General features: G+C 36.4%; 32 protein-coding genes. 17 read left to right on the top strand and 15 right to left on the bottom strand.

What is annotated here, in order from left to right; all coding sequences use genetic code 11:
• Positions 1–47 precede the first annotated feature (47 nt).
• The 7 genes from ABXT51_RS08765 to ABXT51_RS08735 form a co-directional block, all read right to left on the bottom strand.
• Positions 48–428 carry a carboxymuconolactone decarboxylase family protein gene (locus tag ABXT51_RS08765; RefSeq protein WP_416677993.1) on the bottom strand — a complete coding sequence of 127 codons (381 nt, stop codon included), beginning with the start codon at positions 426–428 and terminating at the stop codon, positions 48–50.
• A 30-nt stretch (positions 429–458) separates the two neighbouring features.
• A complete protein-coding gene (locus ABXT51_RS08760) occupies positions 459–1,928 on the bottom strand; it encodes an aldehyde dehydrogenase (protein ID WP_416695442.1) in 1,470 nt (489 codons plus the stop codon).
• A 12-nt stretch (positions 1,929–1,940) separates the two neighbouring features.
• Positions 1,941–2,978, bottom strand: coding sequence for an LLM class flavin-dependent oxidoreductase (locus tag ABXT51_RS08755; RefSeq protein WP_416695440.1), 1,038 nt, complete (start codon positions 2,976–2,978; stop codon positions 1,941–1,943).
• An 11-nt stretch (positions 2,979–2,989) separates the two neighbouring features.
• Positions 2,990–3,937 carry a flavin reductase family protein gene (locus ABXT51_RS08750; protein ID WP_416677989.1) on the bottom strand — a complete coding sequence of 316 codons (948 nt, stop codon included), beginning with the start codon at positions 3,935–3,937 and terminating at the stop codon, positions 2,990–2,992.
• Complete coding sequence (locus ABXT51_RS08745; protein ID WP_416695438.1) at positions 3,934–4,773, bottom strand: alpha/beta fold hydrolase; 840 nt, start codon at positions 4,771–4,773, stop codon at positions 3,934–3,936. Before ABXT51_RS08745 ends, ABXT51_RS08750 begins: the two co-directional genes overlap by 4 nt.
• 292 nt (positions 4,774–5,065) lie before the next feature.
• Entirely contained in the window at positions 5,066–5,680 is a 615-nt protein-coding gene (locus ABXT51_RS08740) for an aspartyl/asparaginyl beta-hydroxylase domain-containing protein (RefSeq protein WP_416695436.1), read from the bottom strand.
• Positions 5,681–5,689: 9 nt separating this feature from the next.
• Positions 5,690–6,007 (bottom strand): hypothetical protein, encoded by a 318-nt coding sequence (locus ABXT51_RS08735; RefSeq protein WP_416695434.1) that lies wholly within the window; start codon positions 6,005–6,007, stop codon positions 5,690–5,692.
• Positions 6,008–6,230: 223 nt separating this feature from the next.
• Here ABXT51_RS08735 and ABXT51_RS08730 point away from each other — a divergent pair, with 223 nt between their 5' ends.
• Together ABXT51_RS08730 and ABXT51_RS08725 are read left to right on the top strand one after the other, a co-directional pair.
• Positions 6,231–6,593, top strand: coding sequence for a hypothetical protein (locus ABXT51_RS08730; protein WP_416651983.1), 363 nt, complete (start codon positions 6,231–6,233; stop codon positions 6,591–6,593).
• Positions 6,594–6,672: 79 nt separating this feature from the next.
• Positions 6,673–7,095 carry a hypothetical protein gene (locus ABXT51_RS08725; protein ID WP_416695432.1) on the top strand — a complete coding sequence of 141 codons (423 nt, stop codon included), beginning with the start codon at positions 6,673–6,675 and terminating at the stop codon, positions 7,093–7,095.
• On the opposite strand, the gene ABXT51_RS08720 is transcribed toward ABXT51_RS08725, so the two are convergent.
• The gene (locus tag ABXT51_RS08720; protein ID WP_416695430.1) at positions 7,092–7,751 is read right to left on the bottom strand and encodes an NERD domain-containing protein; all 660 of its coding nucleotides are present in this window, start codon (positions 7,749–7,751) and stop codon (positions 7,092–7,094) included. The genes ABXT51_RS08725 and ABXT51_RS08720 overlap by 4 nt on opposite strands.
• A 199-nt stretch (positions 7,752–7,950) precedes the next feature.
• On the opposite strand from ABXT51_RS08720, the gene ABXT51_RS08715 reads away from it, so the two are divergent.
• Together ABXT51_RS08715 and ABXT51_RS08710 are read left to right on the top strand one after the other, a co-directional pair.
• A complete protein-coding gene (locus ABXT51_RS08715) occupies positions 7,951–8,355 on the top strand; it encodes a DUF4174 domain-containing protein (RefSeq protein WP_416695428.1) in 405 nt (134 codons plus the stop codon).
• 8 nt (positions 8,356–8,363) lie between these two features.
• On the top strand, positions 8,364–8,543 hold the full coding sequence (locus ABXT51_RS08710) for a hypothetical protein (protein WP_416695426.1): 180 nt from the start codon (positions 8,364–8,366) through the stop codon (positions 8,541–8,543).
• A 161-nt stretch (positions 8,544–8,704) separates the two neighbouring features.
• On the opposite strand, the gene grpE is transcribed toward ABXT51_RS08710, so the two are convergent.
• Positions 8,705–9,247: a nucleotide exchange factor GrpE gene (grpE, locus tag ABXT51_RS08705; protein WP_416695424.1), complete on the bottom strand. Its 543-nt coding sequence runs from the start codon at positions 9,245–9,247 to the stop codon at positions 8,705–8,707.
• Positions 9,248–9,312: 65 nt separating this feature from the next.
• Here grpE and ABXT51_RS08700 point away from each other — a divergent pair, with 65 nt between their 5' ends.
• From ABXT51_RS08700 to ABXT51_RS08650, 11 genes are all read left to right on the top strand, one after another.
• Positions 9,313–10,131 (top strand): NAD(+)/NADH kinase, encoded by an 819-nt coding sequence (locus ABXT51_RS08700; RefSeq protein ID WP_416695422.1) that lies wholly within the window; start codon positions 9,313–9,315, stop codon positions 10,129–10,131.
• 12 nt (positions 10,132–10,143) lie between these two features.
• Entirely contained in the window at positions 10,144–11,805 is a 1,662-nt protein-coding gene (gene recN, locus ABXT51_RS08695; protein WP_416695420.1) for a DNA repair protein RecN, read from the top strand.
• Positions 11,806–11,955: 150 nt separating this feature from the next.
• Entirely contained in the window at positions 11,956–12,297 is a 342-nt protein-coding gene (locus tag ABXT51_RS08690) for an ATP synthase subunit I (RefSeq protein WP_416695418.1), read from the top strand.
• The gene (gene atpB / locus ABXT51_RS08685; RefSeq protein WP_416651969.1) at positions 12,297–13,121 is read left to right on the top strand and encodes a F0F1 ATP synthase subunit A; all 825 of its coding nucleotides are present in this window, start codon (positions 12,297–12,299) and stop codon (positions 13,119–13,121) included. The genes ABXT51_RS08690 and atpB overlap by 1 nt, the downstream gene beginning before the upstream one ends.
• Positions 13,122–13,157: 36 nt before the next feature.
• Positions 13,158–13,391, top strand: coding sequence for a F0F1 ATP synthase subunit C (gene atpE / locus ABXT51_RS08680; RefSeq protein ID WP_416651967.1), 234 nt, complete (start codon positions 13,158–13,160; stop codon positions 13,389–13,391).
• A 34-nt stretch (positions 13,392–13,425) separates the two neighbouring features.
• Positions 13,426–13,896: a F0F1 ATP synthase subunit B gene (locus ABXT51_RS08675; RefSeq protein WP_416695416.1), complete on the top strand. Its 471-nt coding sequence runs from the start codon at positions 13,426–13,428 to the stop codon at positions 13,894–13,896.
• Positions 13,897–13,905: 9 nt separating this feature from the next.
• A complete protein-coding gene (locus ABXT51_RS08670) occupies positions 13,906–14,454 on the top strand; it encodes a F0F1 ATP synthase subunit delta (RefSeq protein ID WP_416695414.1) in 549 nt (182 codons plus the stop codon).
• A gap of 21 nt (positions 14,455–14,475) precedes the next feature.
• A complete protein-coding gene (gene atpA, locus ABXT51_RS08665; RefSeq protein WP_416651959.1) occupies positions 14,476–16,017 on the top strand; it encodes a F0F1 ATP synthase subunit alpha in 1,542 nt (513 codons plus the stop codon).
• A gap of 6 nt (positions 16,018–16,023) precedes the next feature.
• Positions 16,024–16,887, top strand: a complete 864-nt coding sequence (atpG, locus tag ABXT51_RS08660; protein WP_416695412.1) for a F0F1 ATP synthase subunit gamma — start codon at positions 16,024–16,026, stop codon at positions 16,885–16,887.
• Positions 16,888–16,910: 23 nt separating this feature from the next.
• On the top strand, positions 16,911–18,290 hold the full coding sequence (gene atpD / locus ABXT51_RS08655; RefSeq protein ID WP_416695410.1) for a F0F1 ATP synthase subunit beta: 1,380 nt from the start codon (positions 16,911–16,913) through the stop codon (positions 18,288–18,290).
• Positions 18,291–18,707 carry a F0F1 ATP synthase subunit epsilon gene (locus tag ABXT51_RS08650; protein WP_416695408.1) on the top strand — a complete coding sequence of 139 codons (417 nt, stop codon included), beginning with the start codon at positions 18,291–18,293 and terminating at the stop codon, positions 18,705–18,707.
• Here ABXT51_RS08650 and ABXT51_RS08645 read toward each other — a convergent pair.
• Genes ABXT51_RS08645 through rpmH form a run of 6 tightly spaced genes read right to left on the bottom strand, consistent with a single transcriptional unit; the run spans position 18,704 to position 21,920 of the window.
• Positions 18,704–19,009 carry an MGMT family protein gene (locus ABXT51_RS08645; RefSeq protein ID WP_416695406.1) on the bottom strand — a complete coding sequence of 102 codons (306 nt, stop codon included), beginning with the start codon at positions 19,007–19,009 and terminating at the stop codon, positions 18,704–18,706. The two genes, ABXT51_RS08650 and ABXT51_RS08645, sit on opposite strands and share 4 nt — an antisense overlap.
• A complete protein-coding gene (locus ABXT51_RS08640; protein ID WP_416695405.1) occupies positions 19,006–19,539 on the bottom strand; it encodes a KdsC family phosphatase in 534 nt (177 codons plus the stop codon). Before ABXT51_RS08640 ends, ABXT51_RS08645 begins: the two co-directional genes overlap by 4 nt.
• 8 nt (positions 19,540–19,547) lie before the next feature.
• Positions 19,548–21,191, bottom strand: coding sequence for a membrane protein insertase YidC (gene yidC, locus ABXT51_RS08635; protein ID WP_416695403.1), 1,644 nt, complete (start codon positions 21,189–21,191; stop codon positions 19,548–19,550).
• A 6-nt stretch (positions 21,192–21,197) separates the two neighbouring features.
• The gene (gene yidD, locus ABXT51_RS08630; protein WP_416651945.1) at positions 21,198–21,431 is read right to left on the bottom strand and encodes a membrane protein insertion efficiency factor YidD; all 234 of its coding nucleotides are present in this window, start codon (positions 21,429–21,431) and stop codon (positions 21,198–21,200) included.
• Entirely contained in the window at positions 21,428–21,781 is a 354-nt protein-coding gene (gene rnpA / locus ABXT51_RS08625) for a ribonuclease P protein component (RefSeq protein ID WP_416695401.1), read from the bottom strand. Before rnpA ends, yidD begins: the two co-directional genes overlap by 4 nt.
• A gap of 4 nt (positions 21,782–21,785) precedes the next feature.
• Positions 21,786–21,920: a 50S ribosomal protein L34 gene (gene rpmH, locus ABXT51_RS08620; protein WP_082344989.1), complete on the bottom strand. Its 135-nt coding sequence runs from the start codon at positions 21,918–21,920 to the stop codon at positions 21,786–21,788.
• Between the two features lie 296 nt (positions 21,921–22,216).
• On the opposite strand from rpmH, the gene ABXT51_RS08615 reads away from it, so the two are divergent.
• Positions 22,217–22,705 carry a DUF494 family protein gene (locus tag ABXT51_RS08615; protein ID WP_416651941.1) on the top strand — a complete coding sequence of 163 codons (489 nt, stop codon included), beginning with the start codon at positions 22,217–22,219 and terminating at the stop codon, positions 22,703–22,705.
• Positions 22,706–22,713: 8 nt separating this feature from the next.
• Positions 22,714–25,065: a type I DNA topoisomerase gene (gene topA, locus ABXT51_RS08610; protein WP_416695399.1), complete on the top strand. Its 2,352-nt coding sequence runs from the start codon at positions 22,714–22,716 to the stop codon at positions 25,063–25,065.
• Positions 25,066–25,135: the final 70 nt, after the last annotated feature.

Below are 25,135 nucleotides of genomic sequence, written 5' to 3'. Positions count from 1 at the left end.
AAAGTCATTTAAGTTATATCCAAGTAATTGTAAGAATTTTTTGGCACTTAAATCTCACCAGCATTCTCTAAAACTTTTCTTGCAATTTTAAAACACTCAACTCCTTGAGGAACTCCGCAATAGATTGCAATAACATGGAGTATTGATTTAATCTCATCCTTACTTACTCCATTCGTTAAAGCTCCTTTGAGGTGGATTTCCCATTCATCCATTTTTCCAAGGGCAGCAATCATTGTTAGATTCATCATAGACCTAGTTTTTTCATTAATGGTGTCATCACCCCATCCAAAGCCCCAGCACCACTCAGTCATTTGTTTTTGAAAGTCTTCATTAAAATCATCAGCGGCCTCTAGGTTTTTTTCTACATAGTCACTTCCAAGGGTTGCTTTTCTCTTTGATAAGCCTAGTTCGAATAATTCTTTGTCCATTATTTACTCCGTTAATTTTTTAAAGATTATTTATCTCATTATAAAAGGATTGCTCATTGGTTCAGAAGAGGTATTAATCCAGGTTGTTTTAGTTCTAGTGTATTCATGAATAGCATCTATGCCTGCCTCTCTGCTACCACCACTTTGCTTCACTCCACCAAAAGGAGCAATAGGTGATATTGCTCGATAAGTATTAATCCAAACAATCCCAGACTGTATTTTTTCACTAACGCGATGAGCTCTTGCTAGGTTTTCAGTAAATACTCCTGCACCAAGACCATAAGCAGAGTCATTTGCCATCCTTATGGCTTCTTCCTCAGTGTCAAATGCAATGACACTTATTACTGGTGCAAATAGTTCTGTTTTAACGCAATCAAATTCCTGATTAGGACAATCAAGTAGAGTAGGCTCAAAGTACCATCCTTCTTTTTTATGACTTGGCTTGTTCCCTCCAAAAATAAGGCTAGCTCCTTGCTTAATAGACTGTTTAACAACGCTTAGCGCTCTTTCGACCTGATGTTTTGTGGCAAGAGGACCAACCTGTGTATCACTATCTAAGGGGTCACCAACTATAATATTTTTTGCGCGCTCTTTAATCTTGTCAACTATTTTAGAGTGTATTGATCTTTGAATAAAAACGCGCGAGCCAGCAACACAGCTTTGCCCAGAAGCTCCAAAGTTTCCTGCAATAATGCCATTTACTGCCCCATCAATATTGCAGTCTTCAAATATTAGCATGGGTGATTTACCACCAAGCTCAAGACTTACATGAGCAAAGTTTTCAGCACTATTCCTAACAATATGTCTCGCAACTTCAGTGCCTCCAGTAAAAGCAATTCTCGCAACTTTTGGATGCGTAGTTAATACACGCCCACAGGGCTCTGCAAAGCCAGTTATGATATTTATAACTCCAGAAGGAAAGCCACTTTTTTCAACCAATTCAGCAAATTTAAATAATGCAGCTGGGGCCTGCTCCGACGCTTTTACTACTAGTGTATTGCCAGCAGCTAAAGCAGGAGCTATTTTCGTTGCTGAAAGGAAAAGTTGAGCATTCCAAGGAACAATAGCAACAACAACCCCAATAGGTTCACGGGTTGTAAAAACACGCATATCAGGCTTGTCAATAGGAAGAACTTCTCCCTGTATTTTGTCTGCTAGGCCCGCATAGTAATAGTAATAGTCAGAAACATAGCTGGATTGAGCGCGAGTTTCAACCGCTAATTTTCCACTATCCCTAGTCTCGAGATCACCTAATTCGCTAGCATGTTCAGAGATTAAATCACCAAGCCTATGAATTAACTTCCCTCTTTGAGTGGCGGTAAGGTTTGACCAGGCACCATCATAGAGTGCTTTATGTGCAGACTCTATAGCAAAGTTAGACTCATCTTCTGTTGCAGATGGAAAGGTTGCCCATGGCATACCATTTGCAGGATTAAGAGTCTCAAAGCGCTCTGATCCAGAACTAAACTTACCATTAATGTAGTGTTTAAAGTGCTCCATGTCCCTTCCTCTTTAAGTAAATTCAGGCATCACTTTGTCAATAAAAAGCTCTAAAGATTTCTTTTTCTTTTCAAAGCTCATGCTACTATCAATCCAGTAACTATATTCGTCAAAACCAAGATTCTCGCAAAACTTAATACGCTCAATAACTTCATCAGGAGTTCCTATAATACTATTTTGACGCATTTTTTCAGGTGAGTACATTTCAATCTTAGACATTTCTTCTTCCGTAAGTTTCTCAATAAGCCCTTGATTAATAGGTCTTTCATTTTTAAACCATGCACCAAAATAACAGTAGAATCTAGATATATCTTTAGCGCCTTGAACAACTTCTTCTTCACTCTCACCCACAAATGTATGGCGTAATACCATTATTTTTGGACGCTCTATATCTTTAAATTTCTCACAGGAGTTATTGAATTTTTCCATCAATGAGACAACCTCATCATCACCAAGCCATAGAGGGGTTACTTGAACATTGCAGCCCTGCTGAACTGCAAAGTCATGAGAATGTTGATCCCTTGCTGCAATCCAAATAGGTGGGTTTGGAGATTGTAGGGGTTTTGGTGAGCTGGTAGTTTTTGGAAATGACCAATGCTCCCCTTCACCAGTGAAGTCCCCTTTCCATAAAGCTTTAATAGCAGGGACTATTTCTCTTAAAGCGCTTCCAGCTGAAAATGCATCTATACCACCTGCTAGTCGGTCATACTCAAAAGAGTAAGCTCCTCGAGCTATACCAATTTCAAGCCGACCTCCTGAAATAATATCGGTCATTGCCGCTTCTTCAGCAAGTTTTATTGGGTGCCAAAAAGGAGCAATAATTGTTCCAGTTCCAAGCCTAACATTCTTTGTTTTATTCGCTAAATCAGCTAGATTTACAAATGGATTTGGAGCAATAGTGAAGTTCATGCCGTGATGTTCACCAGTCCATATTGTTTTGAAACCTGACCTATCAGCTATTTGACATAACTCGACATACTCCTCATACAAGCGCTTTTGCGACTGCTCCTCATCTATTCTTTCCATTTGTATAAATAAAGAAAAATTCATATTAATAGCTCCTACACATTTTGATTAGTTTTACTTATAGCCTCTACATTGCCTTCACTTTCCTTACCCACAAATACTCCGAAAGCATTTAAATCTCTTTCTGCAATATAGCGTTTAAGCATTATTCTACTTGCATCATCAGCTAGAAGTTCAAACGGTATTGAATCAAATTCATAGAATTGTCCAGTAGTTATAGATGAGCCATCTTCGACTTTTGTGCGGTAATATATAAGACTAGTTTTATCATCATTATTTTCAAATACTGAAAATAGATAGTGTTCATTGATATGTATTTTTTGCTTTTGGAGACTTCCAAGAAGACTTTCTTCGTCAGAAGTTGAACCCAGTCTTGAAGCATTTGGGAAATAAAGCATTCCAGTTGTTTGATCTGTAAGAAGAAATATTTTTTTTCGCCATTCAATTAACGCCCCAACAATTATTTTTGTGTTTTTATTTTCCATTGCAAGGAGCATTTTTTGTTCAAGTCCGAGATTAACATAATTTCCTCGTAAATAAACCAGTGGGGTTTGTGGATTGTATCCAAACTCCCTTACCTTGCCAATAAGAATAAGGTGATCGCCACCCTCTATAATATTATCCGTATCACAATCAAACCAGGCAACTGAGTCAGATATGATAGGGCTTCCTGTAGTTTTTGATTTCCAAGAAATATTCTTAAAGCGATCAGTTTCAGGGCTTGCAAAAGTGGTTGATATATGTTGCTGACTTTCAGAGAGAACACTAACTGCAAAACTTCCACCTTTAGAAAACGACTCTATGTTGAAAGACTCCTTGTCAATACATATCAATATTAATTGAGGCTCTAACGACACTGAAGTGAAAGAGTTCGCAGTAAACCCTACTGGACTTCCATCTTTATCTTTGGCTGTAACCACAGTTACCCCTGTTGGAAAAGAGCCAAGTGCTTGTCTTAGATCCCGTGTTTCTTCTGTTTTCATGTAGTAGTATTGGTAGTGTTATTAAGAAAATGTTCTATTATTGGGTTAACTTTTTTTGCCGATATATATGCCATCATATGCGCCTCACTTTCAATGGACTCACTCCAGCTATTTGGAGTTTCTTGAGCCATTTGTTCAGACATTAGCGAAGTAGAGTTAGGGTCTTCACTCCCGGTTAAGTATAAAACAGGTGGTTGTAAGTTTGAAAGATTATTTACAAAAACTCGATCAGATGTAGCAAATAAATAGTAAGCTTCTGCGTAAGCTTTTGGCGAGGTATTGTTAAGCCAGCTTCGAACATTATTAATCTTCAGTAAATCATCAGGGCTGGTTTTATTTTTAAACCACCTTTCAAGTGTTTGACTAATATTAGTTATTTGTTGAGATGTAAAGACATCTTTAGCCCTCATAATTACATCATCTTGGGCTTTTTTAGTTCTTTTAAAGACAATATTTATAGGAATGAGTGTGTCAACTTTTCTAGGATATTTTAATGCGAATGCAACCGCAATAATTGCCCCCATTGAGTGTCCAATTAATGAAAAGTTTGTAACTCCAATCTCATTAACAAGATTGTATAGTTGAGTTACATAGTCTTCTAGGGTGAGTTTGTCCTTTTTGAGCACGCTCTGTCCATGACCTAAAAAGTCATAAGTTATTACGCGATAATCTTTTGAAAAATGTTCAACTTGAGGCTGCCATATTTCTCCACACATTCCAACACCATGTATAAAGATCAATGTAGCAGGTTCGTCTCCAAAGATTTTGTAGGCTGAACCATCTTTATCAAAAAGAGAGGGGATATCTGAATAATTGCTTAATTCAAGGTCTTTCACAAGCCAGTCCATTTATAAATGTTTGTAAAATATTCTTACAGGGCACACACCTTTTTCTCTCACTGCCTGCCGACTTGAGTAATAAGAAATATAGAGTATTAAATGTTATGTGTCAAGGGACAAAAATATGCGATTTTTTTAAGAATATGGCTTATTATTTAAAAAAAATTACTTAATATCTAAAAAAATGATTAAAAAATGGTAATTTGACTATTTTTGTATATAAAAAAATTGTTATTAGTTAAAAAATAGCTAAAAATAGCTCATTTTTATGAAAATTAATGTATTTATATCAAAAAATACCCTTAAATAGTGTTTTTAACTCATCATTTACGAAGCAATCTATAACTAGGTGGTACCTATCAATATTGCTATTATTGCTTACGGAATGATGTTTCGTAACGTCAAGGTAGTAATAGTGCCCTGTTTTGAGATTAAATAACTTGCCTTTTAGATCATTTTCATTTTCATAAAAAGTAAAAATAACATCATTATTGGTCCTAATAGGAATATGAAGCCTGGCAATCTTTTTATTTTTAATATCATCATCTATATTGTCTGTATGCTTTTTAAGAGTCTTGCCTGCAACTAATTTTGTAAATCGAATTCTCTCAAAATTACAAGGTAGCTTAGAGATCATCTCACTTATTGGTTTCATAATAGATTCATTGAATAGCGAAGTCCACTGCAATTGAGTGTCAACTTCTACCTTTGTATCTACAAAACCTGGTTTAAATATATCTGATGCATTTGAGCCAAACCCATGAAGTGATAATGCTGTCCAAATATTATTGTTTTTATAAGGCGCTATTTGAGTTAACAGTTGAAAATTCATTCTATCGAGGTAATGCGCAACACCCGATAAATCACCCTCATAGGGCTCTATTGGAATTCTTAAATTATGCACTTAATTCTATTACGATTTTGAGTTGTTATTATGTGTCGATATGCCTAGTGAAGTTCCAGCAAGAACTTTGTCTGAATCAGACCCATCAAGAACCCAGCCATTTATTAGCATTCTTGTCATGTATTGTTTGTTATATAGGAAACTTACAATAATTTGCCAAATACCACCAGTTACTATCGTGAAAAGAAGATGAAGCGCCCCAACACCTAATTCACCTCTAAACAATGGAACAACCCAACCAAAGATGAGATATGTCCAACTATAACCATAAAAACCTGTCTTCACCATTCCACTTTGAGTGTGCTTAATATTTATTTTTGTTGCCATTTTATATTTCTTCACTTGAAATCATCACTAAATTATATTTCAATATAAACACAGAATGTACAAAAGTACCTCAGAAATAACTGAATTGAAGCCCTCTTAAAGTAGGACATTCTGGCAGTCTAAAACTGTGCTGTGAAATCAAGGGTTTTTTCACCATTAATAAAGCCATTTTTGTAAATGGATTTTTTGCCACATATTTTTTGTGTCCTGTAACATTTTGCAAATGAAAAACTTTACAGTTACTTACTATGTAGAAAATCATGAAGAGGTGGATTTTGTTACATATGATTTTGATGCAGAAAATTTAGAGTCACTTCAACTTCAACTTCAACAAAGTGAAGGGATTTCTCAAAGATGGTGGAAACATTTCTACACTCAACACTTAGCACCTGATCAAACGACTAGTCTTGATGATATTACTGATTGGGGTTATTTTTATATTGAAGATACAGATGGTAATGTGGCGTTTTGCAACAATGATGAGTATCTTGAACTACTTCTTAAAGATAAACAAACATTTATTAATAAGTTAATAAAGAAGAATATAACAAATCCAGTAGTCGTTCATCAAAGTAAGAAGAGTTAAATCCAGTTGTATTTTTGACTGACTGATTTTGTATGTTGGAGACACCTAACAAAGTCATATTTATAATAAAATAAAAATTATGATGAATAACTTTGTTAAACACTCAATAATTAGATTTGTTACAAAAGAATTAACAACGATTATTGATGACACTAAATCATCAACCTATAACTTTACTAAGGTTAGAACAAACTTTTCAGATGATTCCTTTAATATCACTAGAGTTGACGGAATGTTTGAAGGATCATTACATATGTTGATTCACAGAATTATGTACGTAGAAAAACACTATCTGAGGTTTTTAGATTCTGAAATGATGAATGAAGTTGAAGAAGATCCACATTCAAGATGGTGGGTTGATCATGATCATGAGGATTATGAAAAGATTGATGAATTTTTATCTGATATTTATTATGATTGTATCTTTAATGTTTACGAGTACCTAACTAATGACATTGGTAGTGATGTCAAGGATGAATTTAAAGATTATTTAAATCTTTAATTTAAAGTAAATTTACATTTAGGATAACCACTACATCCTACAAACTGGGCACCTGTTCTTGATCCTTGTTTAACAGTTCTTTCAACTAAGTCAGATCCACATCTTGGACATACTGTGTCGGATGAATGACGGTCTTGTAATGATCTAATATGTTCCCTTTTAGAAATCTTACCTTCAGTATTAATAATTAAACTACATATCCTTTCAACTTCATTATTTGATAAAACTGTATCTTGAAACTGTTTGATGTAAAGACCAAGACCAGAAGATAAGACATTTGAAGGTAGTTCAGTTTTAAATGTGGAATCACCAACGAAACAAACAACAGTTTGAATATCTGATTCCTTTATATCAAGGTATTTTGATAAGACTTTTTTATGTCTATGTGTTTGTCTTAAAGGGTTTTGAAACGAATACTTATTCCCGTAAACGACTTGTGTCCATTTAGGTTTTTCTTCAGATCCAAAAATCCATCCTTTCAGATTTTTTGTTTCAACTATGAACAATCCAAATGGCGATACTAGGACATGATCTACTTGAGTTGTTCCATTGTCAGATGGAATGATGACGTCATGAAACCGACGGTATAGTTCTTTGTTTAAACTAAACCACAAGTTAAATTGTGTTTTCCTTTCCCCAAACCATCCTTTAAACATACAAAGGTATTCTACCTCTTCCCTTTAAAAGGGTTCATGCAAAACCACTCTACGGTAACGGAATTGTTTTTGCGAGCAATTCTTTTTGACCATAATTTTTATTTAACAGTCTCCAGTTTGATTGAATTTTTTGACAAATTTAAATTCGCACTAATAGAATCTAGATACAATAAGTACTCTGATGAACAGGATAAAAGTATTGTGCCTATTGTTAACTTTGTTAATGTTTCCAATCATGAGTAATTCAAATGTAAAAATAAATTTAGAAGAATATATTAATTCATTTTCATGGGACAAAAGAATAGTCCTTTTTATTACAAAAGATATTCATTTCATTAATGAAACTGACGATTTTTTTAAAACAAATAGTTGTGAAAATGAAGAAAGAAATTTGAAGTACATTAGAATTGTTGGAGATGATATTAATAAATACATTGTTCCAGATAGATATAAGAATAAATATGGACTTTGGTTAATTGGTTATGATGGTGAAGACAAATCATATTCAAATGACACCTCATTACTAAAAGAAATTCACAATATTATTGATACAATGACAATAAGAAAGAGTGAAATGACTGAACAAAATGAAAAATGTAATTAAGGATTTTTATGAATTTACCACCTGAATTGTTTTTTCTAGTATTTGTATTTATTTTTGGATTTTTAGGATACTTCTTATTACAAAAAGAAAATCTTTGGTTTAAAGTAGTTGGAGGAACACTCACAGTTGTTCTAATACTTTCTATTCCAGCCTTATTTATTATGGGTTTTGTTTTAACTAACTTTTAAAGATTATAAAATCAAAAAGTATAGTATTTGACTGCGAATTTACCTATCTTAATAGGGAGGTTCAAGACACCCAACCAAGATATACAGATAGTCGTTTTTGTTTCACACTTGTTTCACACTCTAAAAAAGTGTTGTTGGAGTAGGGGTTGTAGAGGGTCCAACTATTGTACGACTATTACCAGTGCTGGGCGGACTAATCGACCATTTAAAGTAAATCCAATTTGGATAACCTCTAAAACAGTGTTTGATATTTTGTCTGGCATCGGCGCCATAGTTACTGCCTCATGAAGTTCTGGGTTAAATTTTTCATCAACAGGATTTATAGCCTCAACTCCAAATTTTTCAAGAGTTGACATAAAAACTTTATTTGTAAGCTCAATTCCTTCAATTGTATTTGCTAGAGTTGCATTTTCATCCATTGCTAGCTTAAGTCCCATTGAAAGAGAGTCGTTGACTTCTAATAGGGCTTTAACAAAACCATCAAGTGCATATTTATGGGCATTCTCAAGGTCTTTTGATGTACGTCTTTTAAGGTTTTCCATCTCGGCTTGGGAGCGTAAAAGCTTGTCCCAATTATCTTTCGCAGACTGCTGTGCCTCTAAAAGCTGAGTCGCTAAATCTTCATTTTTGTTATCATCAAGTACATCTTTTTGAGCCTCATTAGAGGTATCATCTTGAGTTTTTTGTTCTTTCTTTTTTGTCATTTTTTAACCAAACTAATGTATATTTAACATGTTATGTAGTTACTTTTTAGTATATTTCAAGGCCTATGTTTAATTCTATTGGCGTTATCTGTAAACCAAACGATTTTACCAGTCAAAAAACTGCCCTGGAGCTTGGTGTTCTCCTTAAAGATCTTGGTGTTATTTTGTTGGAGGATCAAAAAGACTTTGAGAAAAATGCTGATCTAATCATTGTTGTCGGTGGTGACGGTACCATATTGAATACCGCAAGAACTTATGTAGACTTCAATATTCCTATACTTGGAGTTAATTTAGGACGCCTTGGTTTTCTAGCTGACGTTTCAGTTGACTCGATGACGCCAGTAGTTAGCGCTGTTCTAAATGGTGAGTTTATTAAAGAGAAAAGATCTCTTTTAAGCTGTCAAATTGAACAAAATGGCAAAGTATTGTCAAAACATCTAGCATTTAATGAGGTGGTAATTCATAGGAATGAAACTCCAAGAATGATAGAGTTTGAGCTGAATGTTGATGGAGACTTTGTGAATAATCAGAGGGCAGATGGAATTATAGTTACCACACCTACTGGTTCTACTGCTTATGCACTTTCTAGCGGAGGCCCAATTATGCACCCGAGTACAAATGCGATTTGCCTAGTATCAATCAGCCCTCATACAATGAGTCATAGACCGTTCATTCTTGATGGCGATAGTGAGGTATTGATTACTCTTTTAGATTGCGAAGATAGGGCAACAATTAGCTTTGATGCTCAGTCCTCAGTTCATGCATCAGAAGGCGTTGCTCTTAGAGTAAAGCAACATGAAAATTTTGTCCATCTAATTCATCCAAAAGGTTATGACTACTTTGAGATTATAAGATCAAAGCTTCATTGGGGCCAAAAAGTTTAATAAATTAAAGATATGCTTGAGCACTTACATGTAAAAAATTTAGTTGTTGTCGAAGACTTAAGTGTTGAGTTTAAGTCTGGTATGACTGTTGTGACTGGGGAGACGGGTGCAGGTAAATCAATCTTAATTCAGGCATTAAGTTTAGTTGCTGGAGGTCGTTCTGATTCGTCTCTCGTTAGGAAAGGTGCAAGTAAGGCTGAAATTGTGGCTACATTTAGTTTGAATTTAGGAACTGAGCTTCAAACTTTTTTGGAAGGCCTGGATTTAGAAAACGAGAGTGAGTGCATCTTGAGAAGGGTTATTGCTTCGGATGGTAAGTCACGTTCATATGTCAATGGTTCTAATGTACCTTTATCAACACTAAAGGATATTGGCAGTTTTTTGATTGATATGCATGGCCAAAATGAGCATCAGCTGTTACTTCGAGCGAACCATCATCGCTTGCTACTTGATGATTATGCCGGCACTCAAAAGCAGTGTGAAGAAGTAAATAATATTGTCAACAATTATCAAGCGGTCAAGAATGAGGTTGAAGACTTACAAAATAATAACTCTCTCCTTGCAGCCCAAAAAGAGTTAATAACCCATCAACTGAATGAGCTTATTCAAGCTGAAATGACCCAGGATGAGCTTGATAATATTGAGGATGACTATAAAGTCTCAACAAATGCAAGCGAGCTTGTTGAAAAAATTTCTAAGATAATAGACTCTCTTGACAACGAATCAGGCGTTAATAATGTGTTAATTGAAAGTGAAAATATTATTAATCAGTCGAAAGAGCTTGATTCGCGGTTAGACACAATACATTCATTGCTGGCTAGTGCCCAGCTTCAGGTCCAAGAAGGAATTTATGACTTGACAGATTACCTTGGTAAGATTAGCAGCCAAGAAGATAATTCAGTGCAACTTAGCTCTAGAATTAATGAGCTTCATGACCTTGGTCGTAAACATAATTGTCAAATTCAAGGACTACTTGAGGCACAATCAGCTTTGCAAGAAAATCTCAATATGTTGGGCTCATCGAGCGATAAGATAGATGAGTTATTACTCGCGCAAAGTAAATTTGAGAAAGAATATTATGCTAAGTCAAAGTTGTTGAGTGCTGAAAGAGTAATTGCTAGCAAGTCTCTTTCAAAAGAGGTTACAAGCTTAATGCAAAAACTTGGAATGCCTGGGAGTGAAATTACTTTTAGCATTAACTCTTCTGAAGGATCTGTAAGGCTTAATGGTATGGAGGAAATTATCATTCTTACTAAAACTAACGCTGGGCAGGATTTTAAGCCACTAGGTAAAGTAGCCTCGGGTGGAGAGTTATCAAGAATATCTCTAGCACTTTCAGTTGTCACAAGTAAAACTGAGCTCACCCCATCAGTTGTATTTGATGAAGTCGACGTAGGTATCAGTGGATCAGTTGCTGAAATTGTTGGCCAAATGTTAAAAAAATTATCAAGTCGATATCAAATTATTTGTGTAACGCACCTTGCTCAGGTTGCAGCGCAGGGACAAGATCATATGAAGGTTGTAAAAACGCAAAAAAATGGCTCAACTTTTACCCAAGTTGCAAGCCTAAATCCGAAAGAAAGGACGGATGAAGTGGCAAGAATCTTAGGTGGAATTACAATCAGTGATAAAACTCGAATAGCTGCTGAAGAGATGATAAATTCAAGCTCTTAATCAACTGAATCTTTTTTGAAAATAAGCTTTAATAAATTGCGTAAATTTATTTTGCTTCACAGTAAATAAATTGTCTTTGTAGGACTTGACTATTAAACATTAAATTGTATAATATTTCGTTTGTGCATAGTCAGGGTGAATATCGAAAAAGTGAAATCAATAAGCTCACTTAGTCAATACTTTCTCCTAGCTTTAATTGTTGTTTTTTATGCCACTGATGGTTTTGCAGTTGCTGCCTTTTATGGTGCCTTAGTAAGTTTAAGCAATACCTGGATATTTAATTGGTATACAAAAAAACAAAAAGCATTGGTTGACGCTGATGCACAAAAAAGCTTTAGGATGGCGATCAGCAGCAGTATCAGTAGGATGCTCTCTCTAATCCTACTAGCTTTAATTGGACTTGGTTTTTTAGAACTTGAGCCTGCAGCTCTCTGTTTGAGTTTAGTTGTTGGTCAGGTAGGATTTATATTAGATAGGTTAAGGCAAAAATAATGGCAAGTGGTGAACTAACATCTGGCGCTTATATTAAGCACCATTTACAAAATTTAACTTACGGAAAATTTCCAGATGGTCATTGGGGGTTTGCTGAAAGTGCTTTAGAAGCAAAAGAAATGGGTTTCATGGCTTTCCATGTTGATACTCTTGGATTTTCTTTTGTTTTAGGCGCGCTATTTTTATTTTTTTTTGCTAGAGCAGCAAAACGTGCTTCTATTGACGCTCCAAGTGGGTTTCAAAATTTTGTAGAAAGCATTATTGAATTTATTGATGAAAATGTACGTGGTTCTTTCAGTGGTAAAAACCCTATGGTTGCGCCTCTTGCTTTAACGACATTTATTTGGATAATCTTAATGAATACGATGGATTTAGTGCCTGTTGATTGGCTTCCATCTCTAGCTGTTGTTCTAGGTATTGATTTTCTTAAGGTGGTTCCAACAACCGACCCTAATGCTACATTCGGAATGTCTATCGGTATTTTCATATTAATTCTTTACTACAGTATTAAAGAAAAAGGCCTTGGTGGATTTGTAGGCGAACTAACGCTCCATCCTTTTGGTAAATGGATGTTGCCTTTTAACTTCTTTTTAGAAGGGGTGAACTTACTGGCAAAGCCAGTTTCTCTTGCATTACGTTTATTTGGAAACATGTATGCAGGTGAAATGATCTTCATTCTAATCGCACTGTTGCCATTCTGGATTCAGTGGAGCCTGTCTTTACCGTGGGCTATTTTTCATATCTTAATTGTATTACTTCAGGCATTTATCTTTATGACTTTAGTGATTGTATATATGGATATGGCGCACCAAAAAGAGCATTAATTTTTTTTAAACAGTTTTTATAAGTAGGAGTAAAAAATGGAACAAAGTATATTATTTTTAGCAGGATCTATCTTAATGGGTTTAGGTGCATTAGGCGCTGCTGTAGGTATCGGTATTCTTGGCGCTAAATTCATTGAAGGTGCTGCGCGTCAGCCGGAACTTATTCCAATGCTAAGAACACAAATGTTTATTGTTATGGGACTTGTTGATGCGGTACCTATGATCGCAGTTGGTATATCAATGTATATATTGTTTGCGGTTGCTGGATAAATTGTATTCTTTTAATAATTAAGGGTATTAAGTTATGAACATTAACCTTACACTCATTGGGCAAACAATCATGTTTGCCATGTTTGTCTTGTTCTGCATGAAGTTTGTTTGGCCTCCACTCGTTGAGGCAATGGCTGCTCGCAAAAAGGCAATCGAAGATGGATTAAAAGCTGCAGAACTTGGAAAAGAAGAGCATGCTTTAGCCCAGAAAAATGCTGAAGATCTCATAGAAAGTACTAAAACCCAAGCGGCTGAAATTATTGCAAATGCTGATAAACAAGCTAATGGAATGATTGATAAAGCTAAAGGCACAGCTTTTGAAGAAGCTGATAAGATTAAAGCACACGCTAAGTCTGAACTAGACCAAGAGGTTGTGAAGGCACGTAACGAGCTTAAAAATCAAGTCTCAACTTTGGTTATGCAGGGAGTCAACTCAGTTTTAGAGAAAGAAGTTGATGCTAAGGCACATAAAGATATGCTTTCTAAGTTGTCTAAATCACTCTAGGACGGTAGGATGGAATTATCAACAATTGCCAAGCCATACGCTCAAGCGATTTTTGAAATTGCTGAACAAAGTAACTCTGTTTTAGGATGGAGTGACTTTTTAGCTGCTGCTACTGTAATTATGGCTGATAAAAATACAAAGACTTTTATTGCATCTCCAAGCAAAAGTAAAAATCAAAAATTTGATTTAATTTCTGCTTTAATTGCAAGAATGACTTCAAAAGATTTAAGTAAACAAGAGGTGGCTTTTATTAATCTTGTTTTAAACAACGATCGTTCGAGTGCAATTAGCAGTATAGCTAATGCGTTTGAATCGACAGTTTCTAATGCTAACAAGAGCAAGAACTTTAAAGTTATTAGCGCTTATGAGCTTAGTGAAGACGAACAAAAAGCAATCGTTAAAGATTTAACAAGTAAACATAAAACAACTGTATCTGTTGAAACTGAAATTGATGTGACTCTTAAAGGTGGTGTCATTATTAAAGAAGGTGATAAGGTAATTGATACATCAATTAAGGCAAAAGTAGATGCTCTAGGCGTCTCCTTGTCTGTAAATTAATTTTATAAAGAGAGGTTAGTTATGCAATTAAATGCTTCTGAAATCAGTGATTTAATTAAAAAAGAAATAGAGGGATTTGACTTTTCAGCTGAAGCTCGCACAGAAGGCACAGTAATTAGTGTAAGTGATGGAATCGTTCGTATTCATGGTCTAGCAGATGCTCAGTTTGGTGAGATGCTAGAATTTCCAGGAAATACTTTTGGTTTAGCGCTTAACCTTGAACAGGATTCTGTTGGTGCAGTTGTATTAGGTGATTATCTTCACATTTCAGAAGGCGACACTGTTAAGTGTACAAATCGAATTATGGAAGTGCCAGTTGGTAATGAGCTGCTTGGACGCGTTGTTAATCCTCTTGGAGTAGACCTAGAAGGTAAGGGAGAAATAAAAACATCTATCACTCGCCCAATTGAGGTTGTTGCTCCTGGGGTTATTGAAAGACAATCAGTTGACCAACCAATTCAAACTGGTATTAAGGCAATTGATGCAATGGTTCCAATTGGACGTGGTCAGCGCGAACTTATTATTGGTGATCGCCAAACTGGAAAAACTGCCGTTGCAATTGATGCTATTATTAATCAAAAAGGTACAGGCGTTAAATGTATCTATGTTGCAATTGGACAAAAGGCGTCTTCAATTGCTACTGTAGTTCGCAAGCTAGAAGAGCATGGAGCATTAGAGCATACTATTATTGTTGCTGCAGCCGCTTCTGACTCTGCAGCTCTTCAATATATTGCTCCTTACGCTGGATGTGCAATGGGCGAATATTTCAGAGATCGTGGTGAAGATGCACTAATTGTTTATGATGATTTGACAAAGCAAGCTTGGGCATACCGCCAAGTATCACTTCTTTTAAAGCGCCCACCAGGACGTGAAGCATATCCAGGTGATGTATTCTATCTTCACTCTCGTTTATTAGAAAGAGCATCAAGAGTTAACGCGGAGTATGTAGAAAAAGCAACGAATGGAGAGGTGAAAGGTAAGACAGGTTCTTTGACAGCTCTACCTATAATTGAAACTCAGGCTGGAGACGTTTCGGCGTTTGTTCCAACAAATGTAATTTCCATTACGGACGGTCAAATCTTCTTAGAAACAGACCTATTTAACTCTGGTATTCGACCGGCAATTAATGCGGGCCTTTCAGTTTCTAGAGTTGGCGGTGCAGCACAAACTAAAATTGTTAAGAAGCTTGGTGGTAGTATTCGCCTTGACTTAGCACAGTATCGTGAATTAGCGGCTTTTGCTCAGTTTGCATCTGATCTAGATGCTGAAACTAAAGCTCAAATTGATCGAGGAATACGCGTAACCGAACTAATGAAGCAAGCACAATACTCCCCTCTAAATGTTGCTGAAACTGCGACTTCACTTTTTGCTGCTAATTCTGGCGCACTAGATGATGTTGAGGCGAATAAAGTTGTTGCATTTGAAGGCGCACTTTTAGCTTATATGAATGCTAATCAGGCTGAATTGATGGCATCTATTAATGAGTCTGGTGACTATAATGATGATATATCAGCAAAACTTCAAGCTGCTATTGATGACTTTAAAGCTAACAATACCTGGTAGAAAGATATGGCAGTAGGCAAGGAAATTAGAACACAAATCGCGAGTATTAAAAATACTCAAAAGATTACTTCAGCGATGGAAATGGTTGCCGCTTCTAAGATGAAGAAAGCGCAAGATAGAATGCTCGCTTCACGTCCATATGCTGAAAAAATTCTAAATGTTATTGGACATCTAACTCATGCTAACTCTGAGTTTAAACATCCATATATGACCTCTTCAGAAGAGAAAAAGCGTGTAGGAATTATAGTTATTTCAAGTGATAGAGGGCTTTGTGGTGGTTTAAACACCAATTTATTTAGAAGCCTTTTAAAAGATATAGCTGCTTTGCAATCAGATAAAGTTGAGGTTGAGCTTTGTACGATTGGTAAAAAAGCAACTTCATTTTTTAAAAATACTGGACTTAAAATTAACTCTGTTCTTACTGATATTGGTGATAAGCCTCAATTTGATGATCTTTTAGGTACTATCAAAGTAATGCTTGATCGCTATGATGCAGGTGAGATTGATCAAATCATGATTGCTTATAATAAGTTTGCAAGTGCAATGACACAAGTCCCAACTGTCAAGCAAATTGTGCCAATGGAGGTTACTGATGAAACCAGTAAGGATCACCACTGGGACTATTTATATGAACCAGATGCGGAGAGTGCACTAAGCGCACTTTTAGTTAGGTATATCGAAGCATTAGTTTATCAAGGAATTGTAGAAAACATTGCTTGTGAGCAATCTTCTAGAATGATAGCTATGCATAGCGCAACAGAAAATGCAGGTGATATGATTGATGAGCTACAATTAATTTATAACAAGGCAAGGCAGGCAGCTATTACTCAGGAAATATCTGAGATTGTGGCAGGCGCTGCTGCTGTTTAAAGATTTAAAAAAAGGAAAAGCAAATGAGTATAGGTAAAATTACACAAATTATTGGTGCGGTTATTGATGTCGAGTTTCCATCTGACTCAATACCTAAAATATATAACGCACTTCATGTTACTAAAGCAAACCTTACTTTAGAGGTTCAGCAACAACTTGGAGACAATGTTGTTAGAACAATTGCTATGGGTGGATCTGAAGGGCTTCAGCGAGGATTAGAAGTTACCGATAAAGGCAAGGCAATCACTGTGCCAGTTGGAACAAAAACTCTTGGACGAATCATGAATGTACTTGGGGAGCCAATTGATAACGCTGGTGAAATTGGTTCAGAGGCTGAATGGGAAATTCATCGCTCTGCTCCTGCATATGAAGAATTAGCACCTGCTACAGAGTTGCTTGAAACAGGCATTAAGGTAATTGACTTAGTTTGCCCGTTTGCAAAAGGCGGTAAGGTCGGATTATTTGGTGGTGCTGGTGTTGGTAAAACAGTAAACATGATGGAGCTTATTCGTAACATTGCCATTGAGCACTCAGGTTATTCAGTATTTGCAGGTGTTGGTGAGCGAACTCGAGAAGGTAATGACTTCTATCATGAAATGAAAGACTCAAATGTACTCGATAAAGTATCACTAGTATATGGACAGATGAATGAGCCTCCTGGAAACAGGCTTCGTGTTGCACTTACTGGCCTTACAATGGCTGAATATTTCCGTGATGAGGGACGTGATGTTCTTTTATTTATTGATAATATTTACCGTTACACGCTTGCTGGAACTGAGGTTTCTGCTTTATTGGGACGTATGCCATCAGCGGTTGGTTACCAGCCAACACTTGCAGCTGAAATGGGAGCGCTTCAAGAAAGAATTACGTCAACTAAAACTGGCTCTATCACTTCAATTCAAGCGGTATATGTTCCTGCGGATGACTTAACTGACCCATCTCCAGCGACAACATTTGCTCACCTAGATGCGACAGTAGTACTTTCGCGCCAAGTTGCAGAGCTTGGTATTTATCCTGCTGTAGATCCATTAGACTCAACTTCACGTCAGCTCGACCCACTAGTTGTTGGTCAAGAGCATTATGATGTGGCTCGTGGAGTTCAAGGTGTACTTCAGCGTTATAAAGAATTAAAAGACATTATTGCGATTCTAGGAATGGATGAACTATCCGAAGAAGACAAGCAAACTGTTTCTAGAGCTCGTAAGATTCAAAAATTCTTATCACAGCCTTTCTTTGTTGCAGAAGTATTTACCGGATCTCCTGGTAAGTATGTATCTTTGAAGGACACTATTTCTGGATTTAAAGCTATTCTTGATGGTGAGCATGACTCTATACCTGAGCAAGCTTTCTACATGACCGGCTCTATTGAAGAAGTTAAAATAAAGGCATCGGAGGCATCATAAATGTCAGTATTACATGTAGATGTAGTTAGCGCAACAGAAGAAATATACTCTGGAGAAGCTAAATGTGTATTTGCACCAGCTACAATCGGTGAGATTGGTGTGTACCCTATGCATGTTCCTTTAATAAGTACACTTAAACCTGGTGAAGTCAGAGTTGAAACTGAAAATGGTGTTGAATCTATTTTTGTCTCTGGTGGCATCATTGAGGTGCAGCCTGATACAGTTACAATATTTTCTGATACAGCTATTCGTGCAAATGATTTAGATGAATCAAAAGCCCTTGAAGCGAAAAAGCGCGCTGAAGAAGCTATGTCTAGTTCGCAGACAGAACAAGATATTTCAACTACACAAGCAGCACTAGCTGAATCTATGATGCAACTTCAAATGATCTCTAAGATGAGAGGAAAGAAGCGCTAGTTTGATTTGAAGAGTACAGACTGAAAATTAACAATCTTATTGTTTGACACACGAACGCCTTCTTTTTGAAGGCGTTTTATTTTGACGCTGATGTCATCAGCAAAGCCACCTAATTCGCCGTTTGATTTAACAACTCGATGGCAGGGGACGGATGGTGCAAATGGGTTTTTATTCATTGCACTGCCAACTGCGCGATGTGCGTTGGGTCTTCCAATCATTTCCGCAAGGCCTCCATATGAAATTACATTGCCAGCAGGAATTTTTTTTAAAGCCTCATAACATTCTGATTGAAAGGATGTCATTTTAGAAAAGATTTTACTAAGGCATCGTATTTATCTTGTGATTTTAACAAGAAGTTACATACCTCACGAACTGCTCCATTACCACCACTCTTCTCAGTAATCATAAGTGCGTGATCTTTTACAGATTCTTGAGCATTTGCTACTGCAATTGGAAGAGCGACTCTAGTCATGACAGGTAAGTCAATGACGTCATCACCAACATAAGCTGACTCACTGGGATCGATTGAAAGTTTCTTTATTAGTTTTTCCAGAGCAATACTTTTATCAAGTATGCCATGATAATAATGTTCAACTCCAAGCCCTTTAAGTCTATGAGCAACAGATTTTGTGCTTCTTGCTGTGATTACTGCAACTTCAATTCCTGATAATTGCAATAATTTAATACCAAGACCATCTTGCGAATCAAATTTTTTCTGTTCAACGCCGTTGTCATCAAAATATATCCCACCGTCAGTGAGAACTCCATCAACATCTACAATTAATAGTTTAATTTTTTTAGCTATCTCACTTACTTTTTCATTTGAGTGCATGGGCTTATTTAACCATTAATTTTTTTATTGATGTACACTTGTTGAGCAATTGAAAGTACGTTGTTGGTTACCCAGTACAATACTAAGCCTGAAGGGAACCAGAGGAAGAAAACTGTAAATACAACTGGCAGCATCATCATTATTTTTGCTTGTATTGGGTCCGCTGGAGGCGGATTAAGTCTCTGCTGAAACCACATAGATGCACCCATAATTAATGGCAGGATGAAATAAGGATCTTTCATCGCAAGGTCAGGTAAGTACAAGAATGGGGTCATTCTTAATTCAACCATTTCTATAAGAACCCAATAAACAGAAATAAAAACTGGAATCTGTACTAAGATAGGAAGACAGCCTGCAGCAGGATTTATTTTTTCAGTCCTATAAAGCTCCATCGTTTTCTTACCAATTTTTTGCTTATCACCCTCATAGGTTTCTTTAATTTTCTGAAGCCTTGGTGCTAATTTTTTCATTCCAGCCATTGAGCGGAATGATTTTTCAGAAAGCTTATAAAAAGCTAGCTTAATTGATAGAGTTAGAAGAACAATAGATATTGCCCAGTCACCAACAAAACTATAAATCCAATGAAGAAATATTGACAACGGTTTAGCAACAATAAAAAGGAAACCATAGTCTACAGTTTTGTCTAGGCCAGGGGCAAGCTCTTCAAGACGCACATGCTCTTTAGGGCCAACATATAGCTGGTTTTTTTCAAGATTAGCTGTTGTTCCAGCTGCAACTCTCACCGTTGGATTCACTGTGGTTAATAGGTAGTTGCCTCTACTAGATTTAGTTGAGTAAGTATGCTTCTGACTATCATTTGGTATCCACGCAGTAAAAAAGTAGTGCTGAATCATTGCGGCCCAGCCACCAATAGATGAAGTTTTTGGCGTAGAGTCAAAATCTTCAAAATCAATTTTCTCAAAAACTTCTTCATCGTTATAGGTTGCGCCACCACTAAAGTTTTGCATACCCATTGCCATGCCGCTAGACTCAATTATTGCACCATGGGCTAACTGCGTATAACTGCTAACATTTTGATCAGTCAAGCTGTTATTTCGAATCTGGTAATCTACTTCGATGATATAACTATCAGGATTAAAGTAGAAGTACTTAGTAACTTCAATGCCATTATCCCCCTTCCAAGAAAGTGGCACAATTAGCTCACTATTGTTTTGTAGAAAGTATTCTTGTCTTTCCGAAGTAAATTCAGATTGGTGCGTTGGCATTTGATCTGCAGGGATGAGACCACTTTGAGCGTGAAAAATACTCTCTGGAGAATTGCTAAGTAGTTCAAATGTTTGATCTGAGTTTAATTCAGTTGGGTAGTCATTCAGAAACGCACTAATTATTGTTCCACCCTTATTTGAAATTTGCACTGTTAAAAGATCTGTTACAACCGTTGTGTATGCGCCGCTTATGTTGGAGTCCTCAATAACGGGAGTTGAAACTTCTGTAAATGTGTTTTCTGCTACTGGGACTTCAGCAGCTAATGGGACGTCGTCTTCTGCAGATGGCGAATCAATTCCTACTATCGCAGTTTGCGTTACTATATTTCCATTTTCATCGATTGATTGTGTCAGTTCCCATTTATCCCAAAGAAGGAAAATTGTCAAAAAGATTGCAATGAAAAGAAATAATTTTTGAGTGTTCATAAATTTTTAATTGTTAATTGAGTGAATTTTTTTTGGTACGGGATCATAACTTGCCTCTGACCATGGGTGGCACTTACTAATTCTTTTTGCCCCGAGAGTAACTCCTTTAACAGCTCCGTGATATTTGATAGCATCGAAGGTATACTCTGAGCAGGTTGGAATGTGACGGCAGTTGCTTCCTAAAAGAGGACTAACAATCCATTGGTATAATTTAATTAGAGGTAGAAGTAGAAATTTCATTTTGATTGCACCTGGCTCTTTACATTTTTCATAAGTGAAAGGAGGTCTTTAGTAATTTCAATATTATCAGTGCAAGCTGATTTTTTTACCATTATGACAAAGTCAATAGACTCTAAATCGTCCCGATTTTTTCTAAAAGTTTCGCGTGCTAAGCGCTTAAAAAGATTTCGGTCTACTGCCCTTTTATATTGCTTTTTGGAAATCGCAAGACCAAGCCTTGAAAATGATTTATCAGAATCACTAGCTATGACCTTCCAAAATCTACTTTGAGTATGAAAGCCTTTTTTGAAAACGTGAGCGTAATCTTTGGAATCTGTAATACGCGCACCGTGAGCGAGCGAGCTGGTCATGAGTTTAAGCAGCTAAACGTTTACGCCCTTTTTTCCTGCGAGCGCTTAAGATAGCACGCCCAGAACGAGTTTTCATTCTAGCTCTAAAGCCATGGTTACGTTTACGTTTTAGTACGCTTGGTTGGAAAGTTCTTTTCATAATGTATCTACCAATAAAAAAGTTTGCAATTTTACCATACTTGGATTAGTTCGGTATGCATGTTAAACGAGAGTTTATATGACAATACTGCTTTAATAAAGCCCAATCTCGATCAAGATGTGGATAATAAGGGTTAAATTAAGAATTTACTTTTCGAGCAAATCACTATATAACTCAATATATAGTTGAAAAAGTGTTTTTTGCCCACAAGTAATAAGCAATATAGGTTCTTTTGATGTTTATAAGAATCTTGTAATAGTTAGCTTGAAATACATGTATTAATTTGATGAGGCTTTATGACTAATAATATTCTTGATGTACTCACCTTTATGTTTGATTTCCTATTTGAGTCTGCTGAGCAAGACTCTTCTCAAGAGCTGGATGATGATCTTTTGAAGACGCATCTTTCAGAGGCTGGCTTTGATGCTGACCGGATTGAGAAGGCTTTAGTTTGGCTTGAAAATATTGCAGCACTTCAAGATGGAAAGATAGCTAGTTTTGATACTTTGCATAATTCTATGCGAATTTATAGTGAGTATGAAAAAACCAAATTAGATTCTAGGGCCAGAGGCTTCATAATGTTTATGGAGAATATGGGTCAGCTTAATGCCAGTCAACGTGAAATAGTAATTGATCAGGTTATGTCTCTAGAGGACTCAAAATTGAGTATTGATGACTTGAAATGGGTAGTTATGATGGTCATCGGAAATAGCACTGAATCATCTGTGCCATCGCAATGGATAGAGTCTATTGTGTTTTATGATGATAACCCTACCCTGCAGTAGGAACCTTTATGTCTAAGAATCTTGTTATTGTCGAATCTCCGGCGAAAGCAAAAACTATTGAAAAGTTTTTGGGACCAGATTATGTTGTAAAGTCGAGTATAGGCCACATCAGGGATATGCCCAAGAAAGATATGGGCGTTGACATTGAGAATAACTTTCAACCAACCTATGCTATCAGTGCGGATAAAAAGAAAGTAGTTGCTGACCTTAAAAAATCAGTCAAAACCGCAACGAAAATCTTTCTAGCTACTGATGAAGATCGAGAGGGTGAAGCCATTGCTTGGCATTTACAGCAAGCTCTATCCCTTGCAGAAGATACACCGAGAATAGTCTTTCATGAGATAACTAAAGGTGCTATTACGGATGCTATTAATAACCCAAGAACAATTGATACTGATCTTGTAAATGCGCAACAAGCTAGGCGTATTATTGATAGGCTAGTAGGTTTTGAGATTTCTCCAGTATTGTGGCGTAAGATTTCAGGAGCGCGATCAGCTGGCAGGGTTCAATCACCAGTTGTAAGAATAGTTGTTGAAAGAGAGCGAGAAATTTCTGCTCATAATCCTACAAGCTCCCATAAAGTTAAAGCTAATTTAGAAAATAGCTCAAATCAGTCTCTAGAGGTTAAGCTTAGCGTAGACTTTAAATCTAAAGAAGAGGCGCTCTCTTTTGCTGAAAGTGTTTTATTGGCAGAATTAAAAGTTAATTCAGTTGAGACTAAGCCCTCGAAGAGGTCACCTAAAGCTCCATTTATTACCTCTACGCTGCAGCAAGAAGCCTCTCAAAAACTAGGTTTTTCTGTCAAACAGACCATGTCGATTGCTCAAAATTTATATCGAGAAGGTGCTATTACTTACATGAGAACAGATTCACTCAATTTGTCTGAACTAGCTATATCAGCTGCTCAAGAGGTTATTGTTTCAAAGTTTGGTTCTGAGTTTCATCAAACAAGAAGATATAAGACAAATTCTTCAGGTGCTCAGGAGGCGCATGAAGCCATAAGGCCTACAGACCTTACTAAGCCATCTATATTAGGTTTAGATGATCAATCTACTAAGCTGTATTCGTTAATTTATAAGAGAACCTTGGCTTCTCAGATGAGCGATGCACAACTTCAAAAAACTAAAATTAATATCAATATTTCAAACCGTAGTGAGCATTTTATTGCTGATGGAGAGGTTTTATCTTTTGCTGGATTCCTCGAGGTTTATGACTATATGGCGGCTGAAGATAAGCTTCTTCCTGAAGTTAGTAAAGGTGATTTGCTAACCCTAGTCGACTTAGCTTCAAAGGAGTCTTTTTCAAGAGCAAAGCCAAGATATACAGAAGCTTCATTGGTTAAAGAAATTGAGCAAATGGGTATTGGAAGGCCTTCAACATTCGCAACAATGATTACAACTGTTCAAGATAGAAACTATGTTGTGAAAGAAACCAGAGAAGGAGTTCAGCGTGATTATCATTTGATTGAAATTGAAGATGGCGTTATTTCAGAGTCTATCCAAGCTGAAACTACTGGCGCTGAAAAAAATAAATTATTCCCAACAAATGTTGCCTATCTTTTGGTTGATTTTCTAGTCAAAAATTTTAGCAACATTATTGGATATGAATTTACTGCAAACCTTGAAAGTGATTTTGATTTAATTGCTGAAGAGTCAAAGCCTTGGGCAGGTGTTATTCGCGATTTTTATGAGCCTTTTCATGCACAGATTGAGCTTGCTAAAGATATTTCGAGAGACGAAACTCATGGTAAGAGAGATCTTGGTGAGGACCCTGTCTCTGGAAAACCTGTCAGTGTTCGTTTTGGACGCTATGGCGCTTTTGCTCAGATTGGACATCAAGATGATGAAGAAAAACCAACTTTCTCGTCATTAAGAACTGGCCAAGATATAGAGAATATTACGCTTGCTGAAGCCATTGAGCTTTTTAAAATGCCAAGAACAGTGGGTGAGACAATTGATGGTGAAACAATTAAGGCAAATTATGGGCGTTTTGGCCCATACATTCAATACGGTAAAAAATATGTTTCTTTAAAGGAAATCTCACCAGAGGAGGTAACCTTAGAAGAAGCTCTTGAGCTAATTATTGTTAAGGAAAAGCTTGATGCTGAACGAATTATTAAAGTCTTTGAAGATTCTGATATTCAAGTTTTAAATGGACGCTTTGGGCCGTATGTTTGGAATGGTAAAAAGCGCGGCAAAGGTCAAAAAAATGTTACAGTTCAAAAAGTGTTTGGTGATAAGGCTCCTATTGACCTAACTCTAGAAGAGTGTAAAAAAGCAATAGATGGAAAAATTAAAGCCAAAGCAAAGGCAAAAAAAGCTAAAAAGAAGACTACTGCTAAGAAAAAAGCCTCAAGCTAAATCTCAAGCTTTCTTAGCTATTTGCATTTAATACTAGGTAACGCTATGAAAAAATTTGCACTTGAAAAAG

Origin of the sequence: Candidatus Pseudothioglobus sp. Uisw_050_01, assembly GCF_048085775.1 — a bacterium.
In the GTDB taxonomy this organism is placed as follows: Bacteria; Pseudomonadota; Gammaproteobacteria; order PS1; family Pseudothioglobaceae; genus Pseudothioglobus.
The sequence above is the reverse complement of the archived record's forward strand: the minus strand, read 5'-3'. Positions and strand labels throughout refer to the sequence as shown.